The organism is Arthrobacter globiformis, from assembly GCF_030818015.1.
Lineage (GTDB): Bacteria > Actinomycetota > Actinomycetes > Actinomycetales > Micrococcaceae > Arthrobacter > Arthrobacter globiformis_C.
In genome coordinates this window covers 4,307,156-4,324,548 of the sequence record NZ_JAUSZX010000001.1, presented here as the reverse complement: position 1 = coordinate 4,324,548, position 17,393 = coordinate 4,307,156, and the positions used below count along the sequence as shown (strand labels likewise).

Here is a 17,393-nt window from a genome sequence, read left to right as displayed (position 1 = left end):
CCAGCCGGTTAAAGCCAGTCCAGGCTTTGGCCGTGGGGGCCGGTGATCGCCACCGGCTGGCCGTTGTGCAGCAGCAAAAAGTTGCCGCGGAGCCGGCCGGGGTCCATTTCCGGGACCACCGCCGAGCCGTCCTCCTGTATGATCACCGTCTCGCCCTCGTTGGACAGCCAATGGCAACCCCGGTCGTGCGTCAGGCCCTGGATGGCGGCCCGGAACCTGGCGCGCCCGTCAGTGCTGACGTAACCCATGACCGCACTGTGGAATACCACCAGCGCGGCGTCGGCAGGCGCCTGGCCTGCCAATGGCAGCAGCTGCTCGTTCAGGTCGCCGGCCACCAGCAAAGGGGGATGTTCGCGCGCAACGGCTATGGCCCGGCGCAGCCGCTCGCGGCGGAACTCCTGCTCCGGCCAGATCAGCGCCTCAAGCCAGGCAACGTCGTCGGGATTCCGCACATCCAGCGGGTTCAGGTCGATCCCGGCCCGCCACACCACCTCAGGCAAGCTGACGGGCAGGGGAACCGGGCCCGCGGTCCGGCAGCGCAGGACGGGAGGCTCCGGCAGTCCGTCTGACCCGACCGGCGGTCCGCCGGACACGTCCGGACCGCGCCGTTCGCGGCACCCACCGGGACCCAGCCGCGTAACGGTCACGCCGTCGTCGAACTCGTAGCTGTAGCGGTCCGGGAACAGGGCGAGCCCGGCGGAGGCGCCCACCTCGATCAGGGCGAGGGGCCTGCCCTCGGCGGCGGCGATGGCCGCGAGCGAGGGAAGCAGGGTGGCGCAGCGGCCCACCTCGTTGGTTTGGGTGGCGCGGGACATGACGGTGCGCGAGACCTCGGCCCAGTGCTCGTCCAGGAATGCCCGGAACTCGGGGTATGGCGAGACCTTGGCGCCGAGGAAGCGGGCGGCGGCGAGCATCAGCAGGGGCTGGCGCTTGTTGTATGGCCACTGGTCGATCCGGGCAATGAGCTCGGGATCGTCGGCGATGTGCAGCGACCAGTCGGCGTAGCAGGGCGAGGAACCGGGGGCATCAACGGTGCCGAAGTGCCGGTACCACTCTGCCGTGCCGAGGGCCGCCGCCGGCATGGTCAGGCCTTGCCGGCATTCAGGTCGGCGAGGTACTCCACGGCGAACCGGTAGCCCAGAATCCCGGCTCCGGCGATCACGGCGTTGCTGATGTCGGAGAGGTAGGAGTGGTGGCGGAATTCCTCGCGGGCGTGCACGTTGGTGATGTGGACTTCCACGGCGGGGAGCTGCACCGCGGAGATTGCGTCGCGGATGGCCACGGAGGTGTGGGTGTACGCCCCGGCGTTCAGCACGATGCCGATGGCCTTGCCCCTGGCGGCGTGGATGGCGTCCACCAGGGCGCCCTCATGGTTGGACTGGAAGCACTCGACGTCGAGCCCGCGGGCGGCGGCGGCGTCCTTGGCGAGCTGCTCGACGTCGGCCAGTGTGGCCGTTCCGTACTTTTCCGGCTCGCGGGTGCCGAGGAGGTTCAGGTTGGGGCCGTTCAGGACAAGGATGGTGCCGCGGCCGGCTTCGGTGGCGGAGGGGGCTTCAGTCATGACTGCAAATCTATCGCGTCGGCTTGCCGGTCTCCGAGGGCAGGGCTTTCGTTACGGAAACGCCGGCGCGTTGAAATTAGTTGTTGGAGCCTCGCATGGCCATTGTGCCCAGGTAATCAACGGCCAGCTTTCCGGTGGGAACTGGCGGGCGGGCGCTTCCAACGCTCCGGCCGTGCAATCGCCCAGGTTGGCCATGAGTGTACCGGTGGTCCTACCCGGTGTAGCCCTGCGGATTGTTTTTCTGCCAGCGCCAGTGGTCCTCGCACATCTGGTCCAGCGATCTTGTGGTGGACCAGGAGAGGTCGGTCATGGCCGAGGTAGCATCCGCCCAGAAGGCGGGAAGGTCTCCCGGACGCCGGCCTGTGATTTTGTACGGGACCGGGGAGCCCACCGCCTTTTCAAAGGAGCGCAGGACTTCCAGCACCGAGGAGCCGGTACCTGAGCCGAGGTTCCAGCGGAATACGCCTGCCTGTTGGGCGATGTGATTCAGGGCTGCCATGTGGCCTTCGGCGAGGTCGACGACGTGGATATAGTCGCGCAGGCACGTTCCGTCCGGGGTGTCGTAGTCACCGCCGAACACCATGAGCTCTTCACGACGGCCGACGGCGACCTGCGCGATGAAGGGTACGAGGTTGTTGGGGATGCCCTGCGGGTCTTCGCCGATCCGTCCCGAGGGGTGGGCGCCCACCGGGTTGAAGTAACGCAGGAGGGCGATGCGCCAGCGGCTGTCCGCGGCGCCAAGGTCCGAGAGAATGTCCTCGATGTGTTCCTTCGTGCGGCCGTAGGGGTTGTTCGCGCCGATTTCCATCTTCTCCACGTAGGGAACGGCGTTGTGTTCGCCATAGACCGTGGCCGAGGAGCTGAAGACGATCGAGCGGACGTCGTGCCGATCCATTGACCGGATCAGGTTCAGGGTGCCGACGAGGTTGTTGTAGTAGTACTTCACGGGTTCAAGGACGGATTCGCCCACGGCCTTGAACCCGGCGAAGTGAATGACGGCGTCGACGGCGTGCCGGCCGAAGACGGCGTCGACGGCGGTCTCGTCCAGGAGGTCCGTGTGGTGGAAGTCAGCCTGCTTGCCGGTGAGTTCGGCCACCCGCCGCAGCGATTCCTGACTGGAGTTGGTGAGGTTATCGATGACCACCACGTCATGGCCGGCTTCCTGCAGGGAAAGAACGGTGTGGGAACCGATGTACCCGGTGCCGCCAGTAACCAGAATTTTCATGTGTGTTCCTTAATCTGAGTGGAGCCTGCCCCGGTGTTCCATCCATTCCGGGGTGGGACACCGGGGCAGGCTCCGCTCTTGCTTTTGGCCGCTAGAGGGCCGTGATCTTCAGAACCAGCGCGTGCTCCGGGTTGAGGCTGGGCATCGGCAGCCCCACCTGAGCCAGGAATTGGCCGCTGGCCTCCGCCCCGGAAGCCAGCCAGGCCGGCGGCTGGATCTGGGTGAAGGTGTGGCCGTAGTCGGCGTCCCCGGGGGAAGGGAAGATGGCCTCTACCCGGTAGCGGCGTGCCGCCTCCAGCCCGGGTAGGGCGACCCGTCCCAGCAGTTCGGCGAACGAGGTGCGGGTGCTCACGAGGGCGAACAGCGCCGCCGTCGTGCCCGCTGCAACGGAACCGGTAGCAACGGAACCGGCAGCGCCGGAACCGGCAGCCACCACACCGTGGAGCATCAGTGATTCGTCGGGGACGTCGGCCCGGACCATCCGGCCGCTGTGGATCAGCCCGCGGTGCTCCTTGTACAGCGCGATGAAGCGCTTGAGTTCCTCGCGCTGCTCGCCCTGCACTTCCCGGACGTCCCATTCCATCCCGAAGTGGCCGAACAGCGCGGTGATGGCACGGAAGGACAGGTCGTGGGTGCGGGCGGTGGTGTGCGACGTGGTGGGGCCGATGTGGCCGCCCACCATCTCGGGGGGAACCACGACGCCGGTCCACCGCTGGATGGTCTGCCGCTCCAGGGCGTCGTTGCAGTCCGAACCCCAGATGCGGTCCGTGCGCTCAAGGATGCCCAGATCCACGCGTGCCCCGCCGGAAGAGCAGCTTTCAATCTCGACTCCGGGATGGGCCTTGCGCAGTTCGTCGAACAGGCGGTAGGCGGCGAGGGTCTGCCCGTGGACCGAGGAACGTCCGGCGTGCCCGTGCTCGGTGAGGTCGCGGTTCTGGTCCCACTTCAGATAGCTGATGTTGTTCTCGCGCAGGAGGGCATCGATCCGGTCGAAGATGTACTGCCACGCCTCCGGGTTCACGAGGTCGATGATGTGCTGGTTCCGCCAGGCCAGCGGCAGGCGTCCGCCATCCTTGTGGGAGGCGGCGGCCGGCCCCACAATCCAGTCCGGATGCGCGCGTGCCACGTCCGAGTTGAGGTTGATCATCTCGGGTTCCACCCACAGGCCGAACTCCATGCCCCGGGACGTGACGGCCTCGATGAGCGGCGTCAGCCCATCCGGCCAGAGCGTCTCGTCCACGAACCAGTCGCCCAGGCCGGCGGTGTCGTCGCGGCGGCCCCGGAACCAGCCGTCGTCGAGGACGAAGCGCTCCACGGCGAGGTCTGCGGCCGAGTCCGCGAGTTCGATCAGGGTGTCCAGGTTGTGGTCGAAGTAGACGGCCTCCCAGGTGTTGAGCACCACGGGGCGCGGCTTTCCGCCGCCGGCCGCCGGGAGAACGTGGTGCGGGCGGGAGCGGAACCAGCCGTAGAACGCCTCGCTGATGCCGTCCAGGCCGCGGTCGGAGTAGGCGGCGAACAGCTTGGGTGTGGCGTAGCTTGCGCCGGGCTCGAGGACCACTTCGGCCGGGCCCAGCAGCTCGGAGCCGCCGATCATGGTGCGCCCGTCGGCGAGGGTGTCGGCGAACTGTTCGTGGTTGCCGCTCCAGGCGAGGTGGGTGGCCCAGACGCGGCCGTGGCGGTTGCCGAAGCCGGCGGTGCCGGCCGCGAACAGCAGCGAGGAGTCGTGCCCGGTGCGGCCGTGCCGGCCGGTGCGCACCCAGGTGCCCTGCTGGATGGGCCGGCGCTGGGGGTGCCGTTCCCGGCACCAGCGCCCGGTTAGGTCGAGAAGTTCGACGGCGTCCGGGGACACCGGGAGGACAGCGGCCAGTTCGTCGACCTGGAACGGCGTGGTTCCGGTGTTCGTGACGGTGTGCTGCAGTTCCAGCAGGCCGCCGTCGTGGAGGGTGAGTGTGGATTCGACGGTGAGGCCGGCGTCGGCATCCTGCTGCACGACGGCGGCGGAGTTGCCGTTGGCTGTGGCACGCAGGGCGCGCAGTCGGACGGAGAAGTCGAGACCGGCGACGCCGTCGGCAATGCGGTGGCCGCGCAGGCCCGGCCGCCCGCGCCAGCTGGAGGACGCCTGCGGGAGCAGTCCCGCCGGGACAGTGACGTCGACGGCGGAGTTGGGGATGGCCGCGGTGAGGATGGACAGGTCAGGGAGGTCGCTGCCAAGGTCGGCACCCCAGTGGATGACCTCGGCCTCCCCGCTGTTGAAGCTGATCACCAGGCTGGTGCCGGCGGAACGGAGGTGCAGGGGATCCATAGGTAAGTCTCTTTCATGATGAGCAGATAGGTATGAGGGGTGTTGCGGGGCCGGGCGCGGTTTGCGCGGTTCCGGCCCCGCAGGTTTGGATACCTGGACTTTGATTTTCGCCCAGTTGACTCCCTACTTGAAGAGGGAATTGACCTGGTTGTTGGCGTCGGTCAAGGAACTGGCGGGCTGCTTGCCGGATACCACGGCGTCCATGGCGGGCTCCATGATGCCCTTGACTTTGGCAGTGTTGTCAGTGATGGGGTACAGGAAGGTGGTCTTATTTTTGACGTGCTCGGTGAAGGCCGTTACGTCGACGCCCTTGGCTTTGAACGCTGCCGCCGCCTTGTCAGAAGACGCCTTGAGGGCCGGGAAGACTACAGCCTTGGACGCAACGACGTCCTGGCAATCGGCAGAGGCGAGGTATTCCACCCACTTGATGGCTGCATCCTTCTTCTTGGTTCCAGCCCAGATCGAGTCGGCCAGGCCGTTGAACATTGAGGCGCGCTTGCCTTCGGGGCCCACCGGGGTGGGTGCGATGCCCACTTCGATGCCCTTGTAGCCGGTGTACTGGCCGATCATCCATGAGCCGTGGGCGTTGATGGCTGACTTGCCGGCAGCGAAGGTGTCGGCCATGGCTGCGCCGACGGTGGACTCGAGCTTGGGCATGTAGCCCTTTTTGGCCAGTCCGGCGAACCAGTCGATGGAGGACTGGAACTTGGGGTCGTCGTAGTTGTAGTGCGTGCCCCACGGATTCTTGTCCGTGTGGGACCAGCCGGTGGTGTTGGTGAAGTAGCTCCACTCCGTTTGGCCTGAGGAGTCGCCGCCGCCGTTGAGGCCGAGGCCGTAGACGGCCACGTTGTTCTTGTCGAAGCCGGCTTCGTCCCCGCGCTTGCCGTTCTTGTCGACGGTCAGGTGGGCGATGACTTTTTCGTAGGTTCCGCCGTCCTGCGGGTTCCAGGTGAGGTTCTTCATCTGGTCCTCGGAGATGCCGGCCTTTGTGAGCATGGCCTTGTTGTAGAAGAGACCGATGGTGTCCCAGTCCTTCGGCAGGCCGTAGCGCTTGCCGTCCTGGCCTACCCAGAGGTCCGCGAGGCCCTCGTTGTAGGCGGACAGGTTCAGCTTGTCCTTGGCCACGGCGTCGTCAAGGGGCAGCAGTTGCTTGTTCTTGGCGAGTTCGCCGTAGCGTCCGAGGTGGTCGGTGAAGACGTCGGGGGCCGTGCCGCCGACAAACCCGTTGGTGAGGGTGCTCCAGTAGTCGTCCCACCCGCGCTGGGTGATCTTGACGGAGATGTCCGGGTTGGCCTTGTGGAAGTCGTCAGCGCACTGCTGGTACGCGGGAAGCTGGTTGGCGTCCCAGAGCCAGTAGCTGATCTCGCCCTTGGCCTCGGCGGATGAATTTCCGCCGCCGCAGGCGGAGAGGGACAGTGCGATCGTGGCGGCGGCGGCGATGGCGCCGAGGGTTCGTTTCATGATGGACCTTTCGGATGCAGGTGGGGTTGGGGGTGTAGGAATGGGGTTCTTATTTGATTCCGGAGAATCCGATGGAGTTGACGATCTTCTTGCCGAAGGCGGCGAAGAGGACCAGGACGGGCAGCGCCGAGACAAGGGTGGCGGCCATGAGGCCGGACCAGTCCGGTGCGCCCTGCGGGGACTGCGACTTGAAGACCCCGAGTCCCACTTGGAGGACGCGTACATCGTCCTGGGACCCGACCAGCAGGGGCCAGAAGTATTCGTTCCACTGGCCGATGAAGGTCAGCAGCGCAAGGGTGGCGATGGGTGCTGCGGCGTTGGGGAGAACGATCTGAAAGAAGATGCGCAGGTGCTTGGCGCCGTCGAGCATGGCTGCCTCCTCAACTTCACGGGACATGTTCAGAAAGAACTGCCGGAGGAAGAAGATTGCGAACGGAGTCATGAAGACGTACGGCAGGACCATCCCGAGCATCGTGTTGAGCAGGTCCAGGTTCTTGATGAGGAGGAAGTTGGGCAGGGCCGTGAAGATCGGCGGGACCAGCATGGTGCCCAGGAACAGGCTGAATACCGCGTTCCGGCCCTTCCAGCGCAGCCGGGCAAAGGCGTAGGCGGCCATCGCGCTGAAGAACACAGCCCCGGCGGTGGTGACGGAGGAGAAAACGATTGAGTTGCGCAGGTACAGCCAGAAGTCGATGGCGGCACCGGAGCCGCCCTCCGCGACGGCGTCGGCCGGGCTCTGCAGCCCGAAGACGCGCATGAAGGCGCCTACGGTGAAGTCTGCCGGAAGGAGGCTGGCCGACTGGGTGGCCAGCGCTCCGTTGGTGGAGAGCGCGGTGCGGAACACCCAGAGGAACGGGAGCACGGAGACGGCGATGGCAAGCGCCAGCAGGGCCCAGGCGCCCGCGCGGCGGGCGTTGAAAGTACGACGGCGGGCGGTTGCCGGCGTCGATGCGCTGGAGGTGGTGGTCATGCGGGACTCCTTAGTCCAGGTCCGACTCGTTGCCCCGGAGGAACTTCATTTGGATGAAGGCAACGAGGGCGAGGATGAGGAAGAGGATGACGGCGATGGCGGATCCGTAGCCGAAGTCCGACTCGGTGAAGGCGCGCTGGTAGATGTAGTACTGGATGACGCGGGTGGCATTGACCGGTCCGCCCTGGGTGGTCACTGCCACGGTGTCGAAGACCTGGAAGGAACCGATCACGGTGACGACCAGCACCAGCACCAGGACCGGGCGAAGCAGCGGCATGGTGATCTTGCGGAAGGTCTGGAACGGTGATGCGCCATCCAGTTTGGCCACTTCGTAGAGGTGCTGCGGGATGGCCTGGAGGCCGGCGAAGATCAGCAGGGCGGTGTAGCCCATGTGCCGCCACGTGTTGATCACGGCCTGGGTGGGAATTGCCCACTCCTCGCTGCCGAAGAAGGCGACGCGGGGGAGGCCTGCCCATTCGATGAACTGGTTCACGATGCCGATCTGGTAGTCAAGCATCCAGAACCAGAGCAGTGCCGCGATGACGTTCGACATCAGGTAGGGCAGGAGCAGGGCACCCCGGACCAAAGTGGACTTGGCCACGCGGTCCATCAGAAGGGCCAGACCGAGGGCCAAAGCCGTCTGGAGCGCGATATTCATGAGGACGTACTGCCCTGTGACGGCGAGGGAATTCCAGAACAGCGGATCCTTGGCAATCGCCGCGTAGTTGTCCAGGCCCACCCACTCCGGGTCGCCAAGGATGTTGTACTCCGTAAAGCTCAGGTAGATCCCCCGGATGGTGGGCACCACGTAGAAGAGGATGAAGCCGATCATTGCCGGGGCGATAAAGAAGAGTGCGATCTTGAGGTCGCCGTACCGGCGTAGGCCGCCTCTGCGGATCCTGCCCGGCCGCGCCAGCCGTTGGTCGCTCCTGGCTGGGTGGTTCTTGGTAAGGGTGGTCATCGTCGACCCTTCCTAGGTGTGTGATGGAACTAACAACCGCTGAAGAATCTACACGAGTAGATTGGCGGTTGCAAGGAAAATTATTAGATTATTGTTGGTCAAATTCTCTCCAACGTCGGAAGTGTTGACTCGAGTAGATCCGACTGAAAGACTTTGGCCCAACATGAATCTTGCACCGTACGGCGGTGCAGCTGTGGCCTGAAAGGCAGGAACAATGGCGTTTTCAATCGGAGTAGTCGGCGTGGGGCAGTTCGGTGGCCAGTTCGCGCACCTCTTCAACCTCCACCCCGGGGTCAGCAAGGTCTTCGTCGTGGACGAGCGGGCGGACCGTGCGGCCGAGGCGGTTGCGCAATATGGCCTGGCCGGTTCCCTCGGCACGTTCGATGAGCTGCTGGCGTCCGACGTCGACGCCGTCGCCATCTTCACTCAGCGGTGGACCCACGGACCGCTGGTGGAGCGGGCGCTCCGGGCCGGAAAGCATGTCTACTCGGCCGTGCCCATGGCCGTCACCGAGGACGAGATCGCGAAAATCATCGACGCCGTCCGGGAGACCCGCAACGTCTACATGATGGGTGAAACCAGCTACTACAACCCGGCCACGGTCTATGCACGCGAGCAGCACGCGGCCGGCCGGTTCGGTAGGGTGTTCTACGCGGAAGGCGATTACGTCCATGACATGGACCTGGGCTTCTACGACGCCTACCAGTACAGCGGCGGGGAGCGCTGGAAGGAAACAGCCAGCTACCCGCCCATGCTGTACCCGACCCACGCGATTGGCGGCGTCCTCGGTGCCCTGCCGGCGCACGCCGTGAGCGTCAGCTGCGTCGGTGTGAAGGACGACCGCGGGGACGGGGTGTTCGATAAGGGCATCAGCATGTTCGGGAATGACTTCTCCAACGCCACGGCCCTCTTCGAACTGAACGATGGCGGCGCCATGCGGACCAACGAGATGCGCCGGGTGGGCTACCCCTCGCATATCCGTGAGTCCCGGTTCCGGTTTTTCGGCACCGAGGCCAGCTTTGAGCAGTTGGCAAAGGTGACGGTGTGGCAGGACAAGACCAACGTCCACGACATCTCAGAACAGATGGAGTCACGGCCCAGCGTGGCCCTGGACGATCCGTCGCTCGCCAATGTGGCTCCAGAACTCAGGGACGCCTTCGTGTCCGGGCTGGCGCCGGTGCATGACAGGGACAGGCTGCCGGAGGAGTTCCGTGGCGCGCCCAACGGCCACGAAGGCAGCCACCAGTTCCTGGTGGACGACTTTGTCACGGCCGTGAACACAGGCTCACTGCCGCCGGTCAACGCATGGACGGCCGCGCGGTTCACCCTGCCCGGCATCGTGGCCCATGAATCTGCCCGGCGGAACGGCGAACGCCTCCCCATCCGCGACTTCGGCGATGCTCCGGCAACCCTCTAGGACGTGCTCTAGCTAGCATGGACACTATGACCATTCCGGCAGTGCCCGCCCCGCGGACCCAGGTGACACGCAAGGATGTTGCCCGGTACGCCGGGGTGAGCACCGCCGTCGTCAGTTACGTGGTGAACGGTGGGCCGAAGAAGGTGGCGCCCGCCACCCAAGCGAAGGTCCAGGAAGCCATCCGGCAGCTGGGCTACCGCCCCAACGCGGCTGCGCGGGCCCTGAAGCTGGGGTCCAGCGAAACGATCGGCTTGGTCATTCCGGACAACAGCAACCCGTTCTTCTCGATGCTGGCCCATGCCGTGGAGGACGCGGCCGGGGCACTGGGGTACGCCCTGGTGCTGACGAACTCGGACGGCGACTTGGCCAAGGAGCGCCGGAACATCCGGAACCTGGCCGCCCGGCAGGTGGACGGCGTGGTGCTCGCCAGCGTCCTGTTCGAGCCGGACCTTGCCGACCTGGAGACCGCGGAGATCCCGTCGGTGCTCCTGAGCCACAGCGGGAGTTCGGCCGGGGTCACCACCGTGGGAGTGGACCTGGCCAAGGGGGCGCGCACCGCCGTCGAGCATTTAATCGGTCATGGCCACACCAACATCGGCCTGGCCATGGGCACCACCACCGGCAATGAAGCGGATGCCCGCGAAGAGGGCTGGGTGCAGGCACTCAGGGACGCCGGGTTACCGGAAGGCCCCATTGCCCGCAGCGCCTTCACTCGGGTTGGCGGCTACGCCGCAGGGAAGCGGTTCCTGGCGTCCGGGCATCGGCCCACCGCCGTCTTCGCCAGCTCCGACATGCAGGCCATCGGCATCCTCCGTGCGTTCCATGAGGCTGGCCTGTCCGTCCCGGAGGACATAGCGCTGGTCTCGTTCGACGGTTCGGAGGACGCGGAGTACTCCTGGCCAATGCTGACCACCGTGGAGCAGCCCGTGCGGGACATGGCGGAGGCAGCCGTCCGGGCGCTCGTCGGAGCGGACCGCGCCGAGCCGGCACAGCACCGCGTATTTCCGACGAAGCTCCTCGTCAGGCAGTCCTGCGGCTGCCCGTGAGGCTGGCCGGAAGCGCTACGGACTAAACCAGCCGGAGCCTAAACGAGCCTCAGCCGGCCCACCCGGTCGCGGAGGATCCGCTGGGCGTCGGGGGACAGGCCGGAATCGCAGATCACCTCGTCGGCTTCCTCAAGCTTGGCGATGGTGCTGATTCCCTGGGTGCCCCACTTGGTATGGTCCGCCAGGACCACCACCTTGCGCGAGGCGGCGATGAACGCCCGGTTGGTTTCAGCCTCCAGGAGGTTGGGTGTGGTGTAGCCCGCGTCCGCGTCCATGCCGTGCACGCCGAGGAACAGCAGGTCCAGGTGCAGTTGGCGCAGCGCCGCGGTCGCGATGGGGCCCACCAGGGCGTCCGACGGCGTGCGCTCGCCGCCGATGAGGATCACCGTTGAGGCGTGGCGCCCGGACCCCGATGCCGAGGCATGGTGAAAGAGGTCGGCGATCTTCACTGAGTTGGTCACCGCGGTGATCCGGGGGCCGTTGGCGAGTTCCTTGGCCAGCGCCCAGGTGGTGGTGCCCGCGCTCAGGGCAACCGCCATGCCCTCGTGGACCAGGGCGGCGGCTTCCAGGGCGATGGCGCGTTTCTGCGCGGTCAGCTGGGTGGACTTCAGTTCGAACCCGGGCTCGTGTGTGCTGGCATCCCCGGGCAGTTTGGCACCGCCGTGGATCCGCTCCACCTGGCCGCTTTCCTCCAGCATCTCGATGTCGCGGCGCACCGTCATTAGGGACACTCCCAGCTGCTGCGCGAGATCCGACACGCGGACCACCCGCTCGCGCCTGACGGCGTCCACTATGGACTGGTGACGGGCCGCGGGAAGCATAGGGATCCTTTCAGTGGATGAAACCTCGTACTGCCCATCATCGCCTAGCCCTTGCTCGAACCAAGAGTCAGGCCCGCAACAAACTGCCGCTGCAGGAGCAGATAAACAATCAGGGTGGGGATTACCGTGATGACGGCGCCGGCCGCCAGCAGGTTGTAGTTGTTCAGGAACTCGCCCTGGAGGTTGTTGATGGCCGTGGTGACGGGCAGCCGGTCGCCGCTCTGGATGAACAGCAGGGGCCAGAAGAAATCGTTGTAGATGAAGATGACTTCCAGCGTGGCAAGGGCCGCGAAGGCGGGACGGCACAGCGGCATGATGATTTCCCGGTACTGGCGCCAGATGCCGGCACCGTCCACGAGTGCGGCCTCTGTCAGGTCGGCGGAGAGCGCCTTCATGTAGTTGGACAGCACGAAGGTGCAGAACCCCATCTGAAACGCCATGTTGACGGCGATGACGATGATATACGTGTTCAGCATGTTGCCCGAATCGCTGAAGGAGTAGGGCACCTGGAAGTGCTTGGCCATCTCGAACAGCGGGGCGGCCAGCACCTGGGGCGGCAGCAGGTTTCCCGCCGTGAACATGATGAGCAGTGTGACGTTGAACTTCCAGTTCACCCGGCTGACGGCAAACGCCATCATGGACGCGAAAAAGAGCACCAGCAGTACCGCCGGAACGCAGATGATCACCGAGTTCCAGAGGTATTTGGCGAAGCCGCCCTGGGACCAGGCCTGGATGAAGTTGTCGAAGTTGAAGTCGCCGGCCACGCTGAAGTAGCCATGCTCGTTGGTCGATGCGATCGGCCGCAGGGCGGTGAACACGGCCCAGAGCAGGGGGATCAGCCACATGACCGCCATGGCCGTCAGGAAGACATGGGTGCCGTAGTGCCGCTTCGGCTTGCTGCCGGAGCGTCCGGTTTCCGTGCCGGGGGAGACTGCGGCGCTCATGCCCTGTTCTCCTTGCCGAAGGTGCGGCTGAGGTAGAACACGATAGGGACGAGGGAGATGACCAGCAGGACCACCGCAAGGGCGGACCCGACGCCGATCACCTGGCCTTCGCCCACGAGGTTCTGGATCACCAGGGCGCTGAGGAGCTCGAGGCCGTTGGTGCCGCGGTTGATGACGTAGACGACGTCGAACGCCCGCAGCGATTCGATGATGGTGATGACGACGATGACGATGTTGATGGGCCGCATGGCCGGGAACACCACGCGGAAGAAGGTCTGCACCGCGCTGGCCCCGTCGATCGCTGCCGCTTCCTTCAGGCTGGGGTCCACGCCCTTGAGGCCCGCCAGGTACAGCAGCATGACATAGCCGGCGTGCCGCCATGTGGCGGCGATCATGGCTGCCCAGATGTTCACCGAGGAATCCCCGAACCAGTCAACGGCCTGCGGCGTTCCCGAGGTTCCGAGCAGGAAGTTCAGCAGGCCGTTGTCCCGCTGGTAGAACAGCTGCCAGATGATGCCGATCAGCGCCAGCGACAGCATCACGGGCGTGAAGAAAATACTCTGGTAGATCCTGCTGCCGCGGATCTGCTGGTCCAGGAGTACCGCCAGCAGCAAGCCCAGCGGGGTGGCCACCAGGGCCAGGAAGGCCAGCCACAGCAGGTTGTGCTGGATGGCAGGCCAGAACGGCGGGTAATCCTGGGAGATGTACTGGTAGTTGTCGGCGCCTGCCGGCCTGATGTCGGTCAGGGCGAGTCCGTTCCATCGCGTGAAGCTCAGCCACACGGACATCACCGTGGGCAGCCAAACAAACACCAGCTGGATGAGGGTGGGTATGCCCACCATGAGGGACAGGACAGCCTTGTCCCGTTTGGAGAGCCGGCGGACCTTCCCGCTGCGGACCCGCCTCGCCGACGCCCCGGAGGGTGCCCTGGACTCCGGCGGGACCAGGTCTCTTGCTGTTGCGCTCATGGGAGTCCCCCGGACCACTACTGGGCCGCGTACAGTGACTTGGCCTGTGCCTCAAGGTTCTTGACGTCCATCTTGCCGTCCTTGAGGAAGGTCTGCAGGGCCGGGATCATGACGTTGTTGGCCATGGCGGGCAGGGCGTCACGGTCAAAGAACTGGCTGATGGACTTGGCCTGCGCGATGGTGTCCGCACATTTCTTGTTCAGCGGCGTGAACTTGGAGGTGTCCGCGCCCTTGGCCGTGGCGATGTTGGAGGCGTCCACCGAGGCGTAGATGTCCTGGCCCTCGGGGGTGCCGATGAATTCCATGAACTGGTGCGCGGCCGCGTTCCCGCCGCCCTTGGTGGACAGCAGCAGCCCGTCGATGGGAGCCTCCACCGCATCCCGCCCTTCGGCGGCGATCTCCGGGAACGCGAAGAAATCGATGTCCTTCAGCACTGCAGGATCCGTGAACTGCTGCGTGACGAAGGAGCCGAGCAGGTACATGCCCGTCTTCTTGGCAGCCAGCGCCCTCGCGGCGTCCTGCCAGGTCTGGCCGAGCGCTGCAGGATCCTGGAAGGGCAGCAGCGCGGACCAGGTATCGAAAACGTCCGTCACCTTCTTTTGGTCCCAGGACTCCTTGTGGGCGCACAGATCCACGTGGAACTGGTATCCGTTGGCGCGCATGTTGATGTAGTCGAACGTGCCCATGGCGGGCCAGCCGTCCTTGTCCGCAAAACCGATCGGAATGATGCCGTCGGCCTTCATCTTGGCCGCCAGGGTCTTGAGGGCATCGAAGGTTTCCGGCACCTCGTAACCCTTGTCGGCCCACAGGCTCTTCCGGTAGAAGAAGCCCCACGGATAGTTGTAGTTGGGGACGAAGTACATCTTCCCGTCCGGGCCGGTGGAGGCCTTCTTCAGCGCGTCGGAGAAGTTGCCGCCGATCTTGCTCCAGACGTCATCAACTGGCGCCAGGAGCCCCTTGCCAGCATAGAACTGCATCCTGTAGCCGGCGAACCAGGTAAAGGCGTCATCCGGCGAGCCCTGCAGGTAGGAGTTGATCTTGTTCTGGAAGTCGTTGTGCGGTACCACGTTGGTGCGGACTGTCTTGCCCGTCTTCTGGGTGAAAGCGTCGGTCACCGCCTGGTACGCCTTCTTGGGAACTTCGTCGGAGGAGCCGGAGCCGAACGACAGGCCGGAGGATTCCGAGCCTCCGGCGGACGGCCCGCTGCCTCCGGTGCACGCCGCCAACAGTGGTACGCCGGCCAGGCCGGCAGCACTCACGCCAATAGTCTTGAGGAATGTCCGCCGGGCTGGCCCGGCGCTGGTGGACGCTTCCGGATGTGGTGCCATGATCTCTCCCGGGGAATGGAGTCATGTGACATGTGTCACATATTCTGACTATAACCTCGCAAAAGGGAACAGGAAAGATCGCTAAATAACACCTGAGGATGCCGACGGCTGGCCCCCGGTAGGACCTAAAACGCAGGGCCCGCCCGGTGTTCCGGAGGGGCCCTGCGTTAGTTGCTACGCCCTACTTCTTCAGTGACGCGGCGATCTGCTGCATGACGGTGTTGTCGGCGAGTGTGGTGGCGTCTCCGACGTCGCGGCCTTCGGCGACGTCCTTGAGGAGGCGGCGCATGATCTTGCCGGAGCGGGTCTTGGGCAGTTCGGGGACCACGAGGATGGTCTTGGGTTTGGCGATGGGGCCGATTTCCTTGCCGACGTGGTTGCGGAGTTCCTGGATGATCTCGTCCCCGGAGTCCACGGCGTCGCCGCGGAGGATGACGAACGCGACGACGGCCTGGCCGGTGGTTTCGTCGGTGGCGCCGACGACGGCGGCCTCGGCCACCGCGGGGTGGCTGACCAGTGCGGATTCGATTTCGGTGGTGGAAAGGCGGTGTCCGGAGACGTTCATGACGTCATCCACCCGGCCCAGGAGCCAGATGTCGCCGTCCTCGTCCTTCTTCGCGCCGTCGCCCGCGAAGTACATGTTCTCGAAGCGGGACCAGTAGGTGTCCTTGAAGCGCTCCGGGTCGCCCCAGATCCCGCGGAGCATGGCCGGCCAGGGTTCGCGGATCACCAGGAAGCCGCCATGCCCGTCCGGGACCGAGGCGCCGTTCTCGTCCACGACGTCCACGGCGATGCCGGGCAGCGGCACCTGGGCGGAGCCGGGCTTGGTGGCGGTCACACCGGGCAGCGGGGCGATCATCTGGGCGCCGGTTTCGGTCTGCCACCAGGTGTCCACGATGGGAGCCTTGTTCCCGCCGATGACGTCGCGGTACCACATCCAGGCTTCGGGGTTGATGGGTTCGCCCACGGAGCCCAGGACCCGGATGGAGGAGAGGTCGTACTTGTCCGGGATGTCCCGGCCCCATTTCATGAAGGTGCGGATCGCGGTGGGGGCGGTGTAGAGGATGGAGACCTTGTACTTTTCCACGATCTCCCACCAGCGGCCCTGGTGCGGGGAGTCCGGGGTGCCCTCGTACATGACCTGGGTGGCACCGTTGATGAGCGGCGCATAGGCGACGTACGAGTGGCCGGTGACCCATCCGACGTCGGCCGTGCACCAGTACACGTCCGTCTCGGGGTGCAGGTCAAATACCGCCTTGTGGGTGTAGGCGGTCTGGGTGAGGTACCCGCCTGTGGTGTGCAGGATGCCCTTCGGCTTGCCGGTGGTGCCGGAGGTGTAAAGGATGAACAACGGGTGCTCGGAGTCATGCCCGACGGCGGTGTGCTCGGCCGACGCTGCCCCGACGATGTCCGCCCACCAGTGGTCCCGCCCCTCGTGCCAGTCCACGTCCTGGCCGTTGCGCTTGACCACCACGACGTTCTGCACGGTGTGGCCGTTGCCGTCTCCCTCAAGGGACAGGGCGGCGTCGACAGCGGTTTTCAGGGCGCTGGGCTTGCCGCGCCGGTAGGTGCCGTCCGCGGTGACCACTAGCTTGGCTTCGGCGTCCTCGATCCGGGACCGCAGCGCGTCGGCGGAGAACCCTCCGAACACCACCGAGTGCACGGCGCCGATCCGGGCGCAGGCCAGCAGGGTGATCACGGCCTCGGGGATCATCGGCAGGTACACGGCCACCCGGTCGCCCTTGGCCACGCCGAGGGACTCGAACGCGTTCGCGGCCCTCTTCACCTCTTCGGTGAGCTCCGCGTAGGTGTAGGTGCGGGTATCGCCCGGCTCACCCTCGAAGTAGATCGCCACCCGGTCGCCCAGGCCGTTCTCCACGTGCCGGTCCAGCGCGTTGTACGCGGCGTTGACCTCCCCGCCCACGAACCACTTCGCGAACGGCGGGTTTGACCAGTCCAATGCCTGGTCAAAGTCCTTGCTCCAGGTCAGCAGCTCGCGGGCCTGCTTGGCCCAGAACGCGGGGCGGTCTGCCTCGGCCTCGGCATAGACCTCGGCGCCCACCACGGCGTTGGCAGCGAAATCCTCGGAAGGGGCAAACTTGCGGCTCTCATGCAGCAGGTTTTCAAGAGCATCGCCCTGCTGGCTGGGGGTGGCAGCGGTGGCCGTCGAGCCGGGGGTGTCCTCGGACATGGTGAACCTCATCATTCATCGATCTTTGCTGCGCGGTGCGCCGGTCCCGGCCACTGCCCGGCCGGCGCACGGCGACGGGCAACGGCCCGTTGCGGACGCACCGCAAAGAGCTGTTCCGAAACCAGACTAGCGCCTCAGGCTTCGGCGCGTGGGCCGCGTCACACGAACGGCCGTGAGCGGTGCCCATTTAGCGGTGAA

At 65.6% G+C, this 17,393-nt stretch carries 14 protein-coding genes; 2 read left to right on the top strand and 12 right to left on the bottom strand.

Going from position 1 to position 17,393, the window contains the following annotated elements; translation table 11 throughout:
• Positions 1-8 precede the first annotated feature (8 nt).
• The 7 genes from QFZ23_RS20240 to QFZ23_RS20210 all read right to left on the bottom strand — a co-directional run bounded on the left by QFZ23_RS20240 (position 9) and on the right by QFZ23_RS20210 (position 8,480).
• Positions 9-1,082, bottom strand: a complete 1,074-nt coding sequence (locus QFZ23_RS20240) for a DUF2332 domain-containing protein (protein WP_306925714.1) — start codon at positions 1,080-1,082, stop codon at positions 9-11.
• Between the two features lie 2 nt (positions 1,083-1,084).
• The gene (gene aroQ, locus QFZ23_RS20235; protein WP_306925712.1) at positions 1,085-1,561 is read right to left on the bottom strand and encodes a type II 3-dehydroquinate dehydratase; all 477 of its coding nucleotides are present in this window, start codon (positions 1,559-1,561) and stop codon (positions 1,085-1,087) included.
• A gap of 211 nt (positions 1,562-1,772) precedes the next feature.
• On the bottom strand, positions 1,773-2,786 hold the full coding sequence (gene galE / locus QFZ23_RS20230) for a UDP-glucose 4-epimerase GalE (protein ID WP_306925710.1): 1,014 nt from the start codon (positions 2,784-2,786) through the stop codon (positions 1,773-1,775).
• A gap of 91 nt (positions 2,787-2,877) precedes the next feature.
• A complete protein-coding gene (locus tag QFZ23_RS20225; protein WP_306925708.1) occupies positions 2,878-5,088 on the bottom strand; it encodes an alpha-galactosidase in 2,211 nt (736 codons plus the stop codon).
• Positions 5,089-5,211: 123 nt separating this feature from the next.
• Positions 5,212-6,549: an ABC transporter substrate-binding protein gene (locus tag QFZ23_RS20220; RefSeq protein ID WP_306925706.1), complete on the bottom strand. Its 1,338-nt coding sequence runs from the start codon at positions 6,547-6,549 to the stop codon at positions 5,212-5,214.
• A 49-nt stretch (positions 6,550-6,598) separates the two neighbouring features.
• Positions 6,599-7,519: a carbohydrate ABC transporter permease gene (locus QFZ23_RS20215; RefSeq protein ID WP_306925704.1), complete on the bottom strand. Its 921-nt coding sequence runs from the start codon at positions 7,517-7,519 to the stop codon at positions 6,599-6,601.
• A gap of 10 nt (positions 7,520-7,529) precedes the next feature.
• Positions 7,530-8,480, bottom strand: a complete 951-nt coding sequence (locus QFZ23_RS20210) for a carbohydrate ABC transporter permease (RefSeq protein WP_306925702.1) — start codon at positions 8,478-8,480, stop codon at positions 7,530-7,532.
• Positions 8,481-8,694: 214 nt separating this feature from the next.
• On the opposite strand from QFZ23_RS20210, the gene QFZ23_RS20205 reads away from it, so the two are divergent.
• Both QFZ23_RS20205 and QFZ23_RS20200 read left to right on the top strand, forming a co-directional pair.
• Complete coding sequence (locus QFZ23_RS20205) at positions 8,695-9,897, top strand: Gfo/Idh/MocA family protein (RefSeq protein ID WP_306925700.1); 1,203 nt, start codon at positions 8,695-8,697, stop codon at positions 9,895-9,897.
• Between the two features lie 26 nt (positions 9,898-9,923).
• Entirely contained in the window at positions 9,924-10,943 is a 1,020-nt protein-coding gene (locus QFZ23_RS20200) for a LacI family DNA-binding transcriptional regulator (RefSeq protein ID WP_373427907.1), read from the top strand.
• A 38-nt stretch (positions 10,944-10,981) separates the two neighbouring features.
• On the opposite strand, the gene QFZ23_RS20195 is transcribed toward QFZ23_RS20200, so the two are convergent.
• From QFZ23_RS20195 to acs, 5 genes are all read right to left on the bottom strand, one after another.
• Complete coding sequence (locus QFZ23_RS20195; protein WP_306925696.1) at positions 10,982-11,764, bottom strand: DeoR/GlpR family DNA-binding transcription regulator; 783 nt, start codon at positions 11,762-11,764, stop codon at positions 10,982-10,984.
• 44 nt (positions 11,765-11,808) lie between these two features.
• Positions 11,809-12,708 carry a carbohydrate ABC transporter permease gene (locus QFZ23_RS20190; protein WP_306925694.1) on the bottom strand — a complete coding sequence of 300 codons (900 nt, stop codon included), beginning with the start codon at positions 12,706-12,708 and terminating at the stop codon, positions 11,809-11,811.
• Positions 12,705-13,676: a carbohydrate ABC transporter permease gene (locus QFZ23_RS20185; protein ID WP_306925692.1), complete on the bottom strand. Its 972-nt coding sequence runs from the start codon at positions 13,674-13,676 to the stop codon at positions 12,705-12,707. The genes QFZ23_RS20190 and QFZ23_RS20185 overlap by 4 nt, the downstream gene beginning before the upstream one ends.
• 17 nt (positions 13,677-13,693) lie before the next feature.
• Complete coding sequence (locus QFZ23_RS20180) at positions 13,694-15,004, bottom strand: ABC transporter substrate-binding protein (protein ID WP_306925690.1); 1,311 nt, start codon at positions 15,002-15,004, stop codon at positions 13,694-13,696.
• 181 nt (positions 15,005-15,185) lie between these two features.
• Entirely contained in the window at positions 15,186-17,195 is a 2,010-nt protein-coding gene (gene acs / locus QFZ23_RS20175) for an acetate--CoA ligase (RefSeq protein ID WP_306926952.1), read from the bottom strand.
• Positions 17,196-17,393 lie beyond the last annotated feature (198 nt).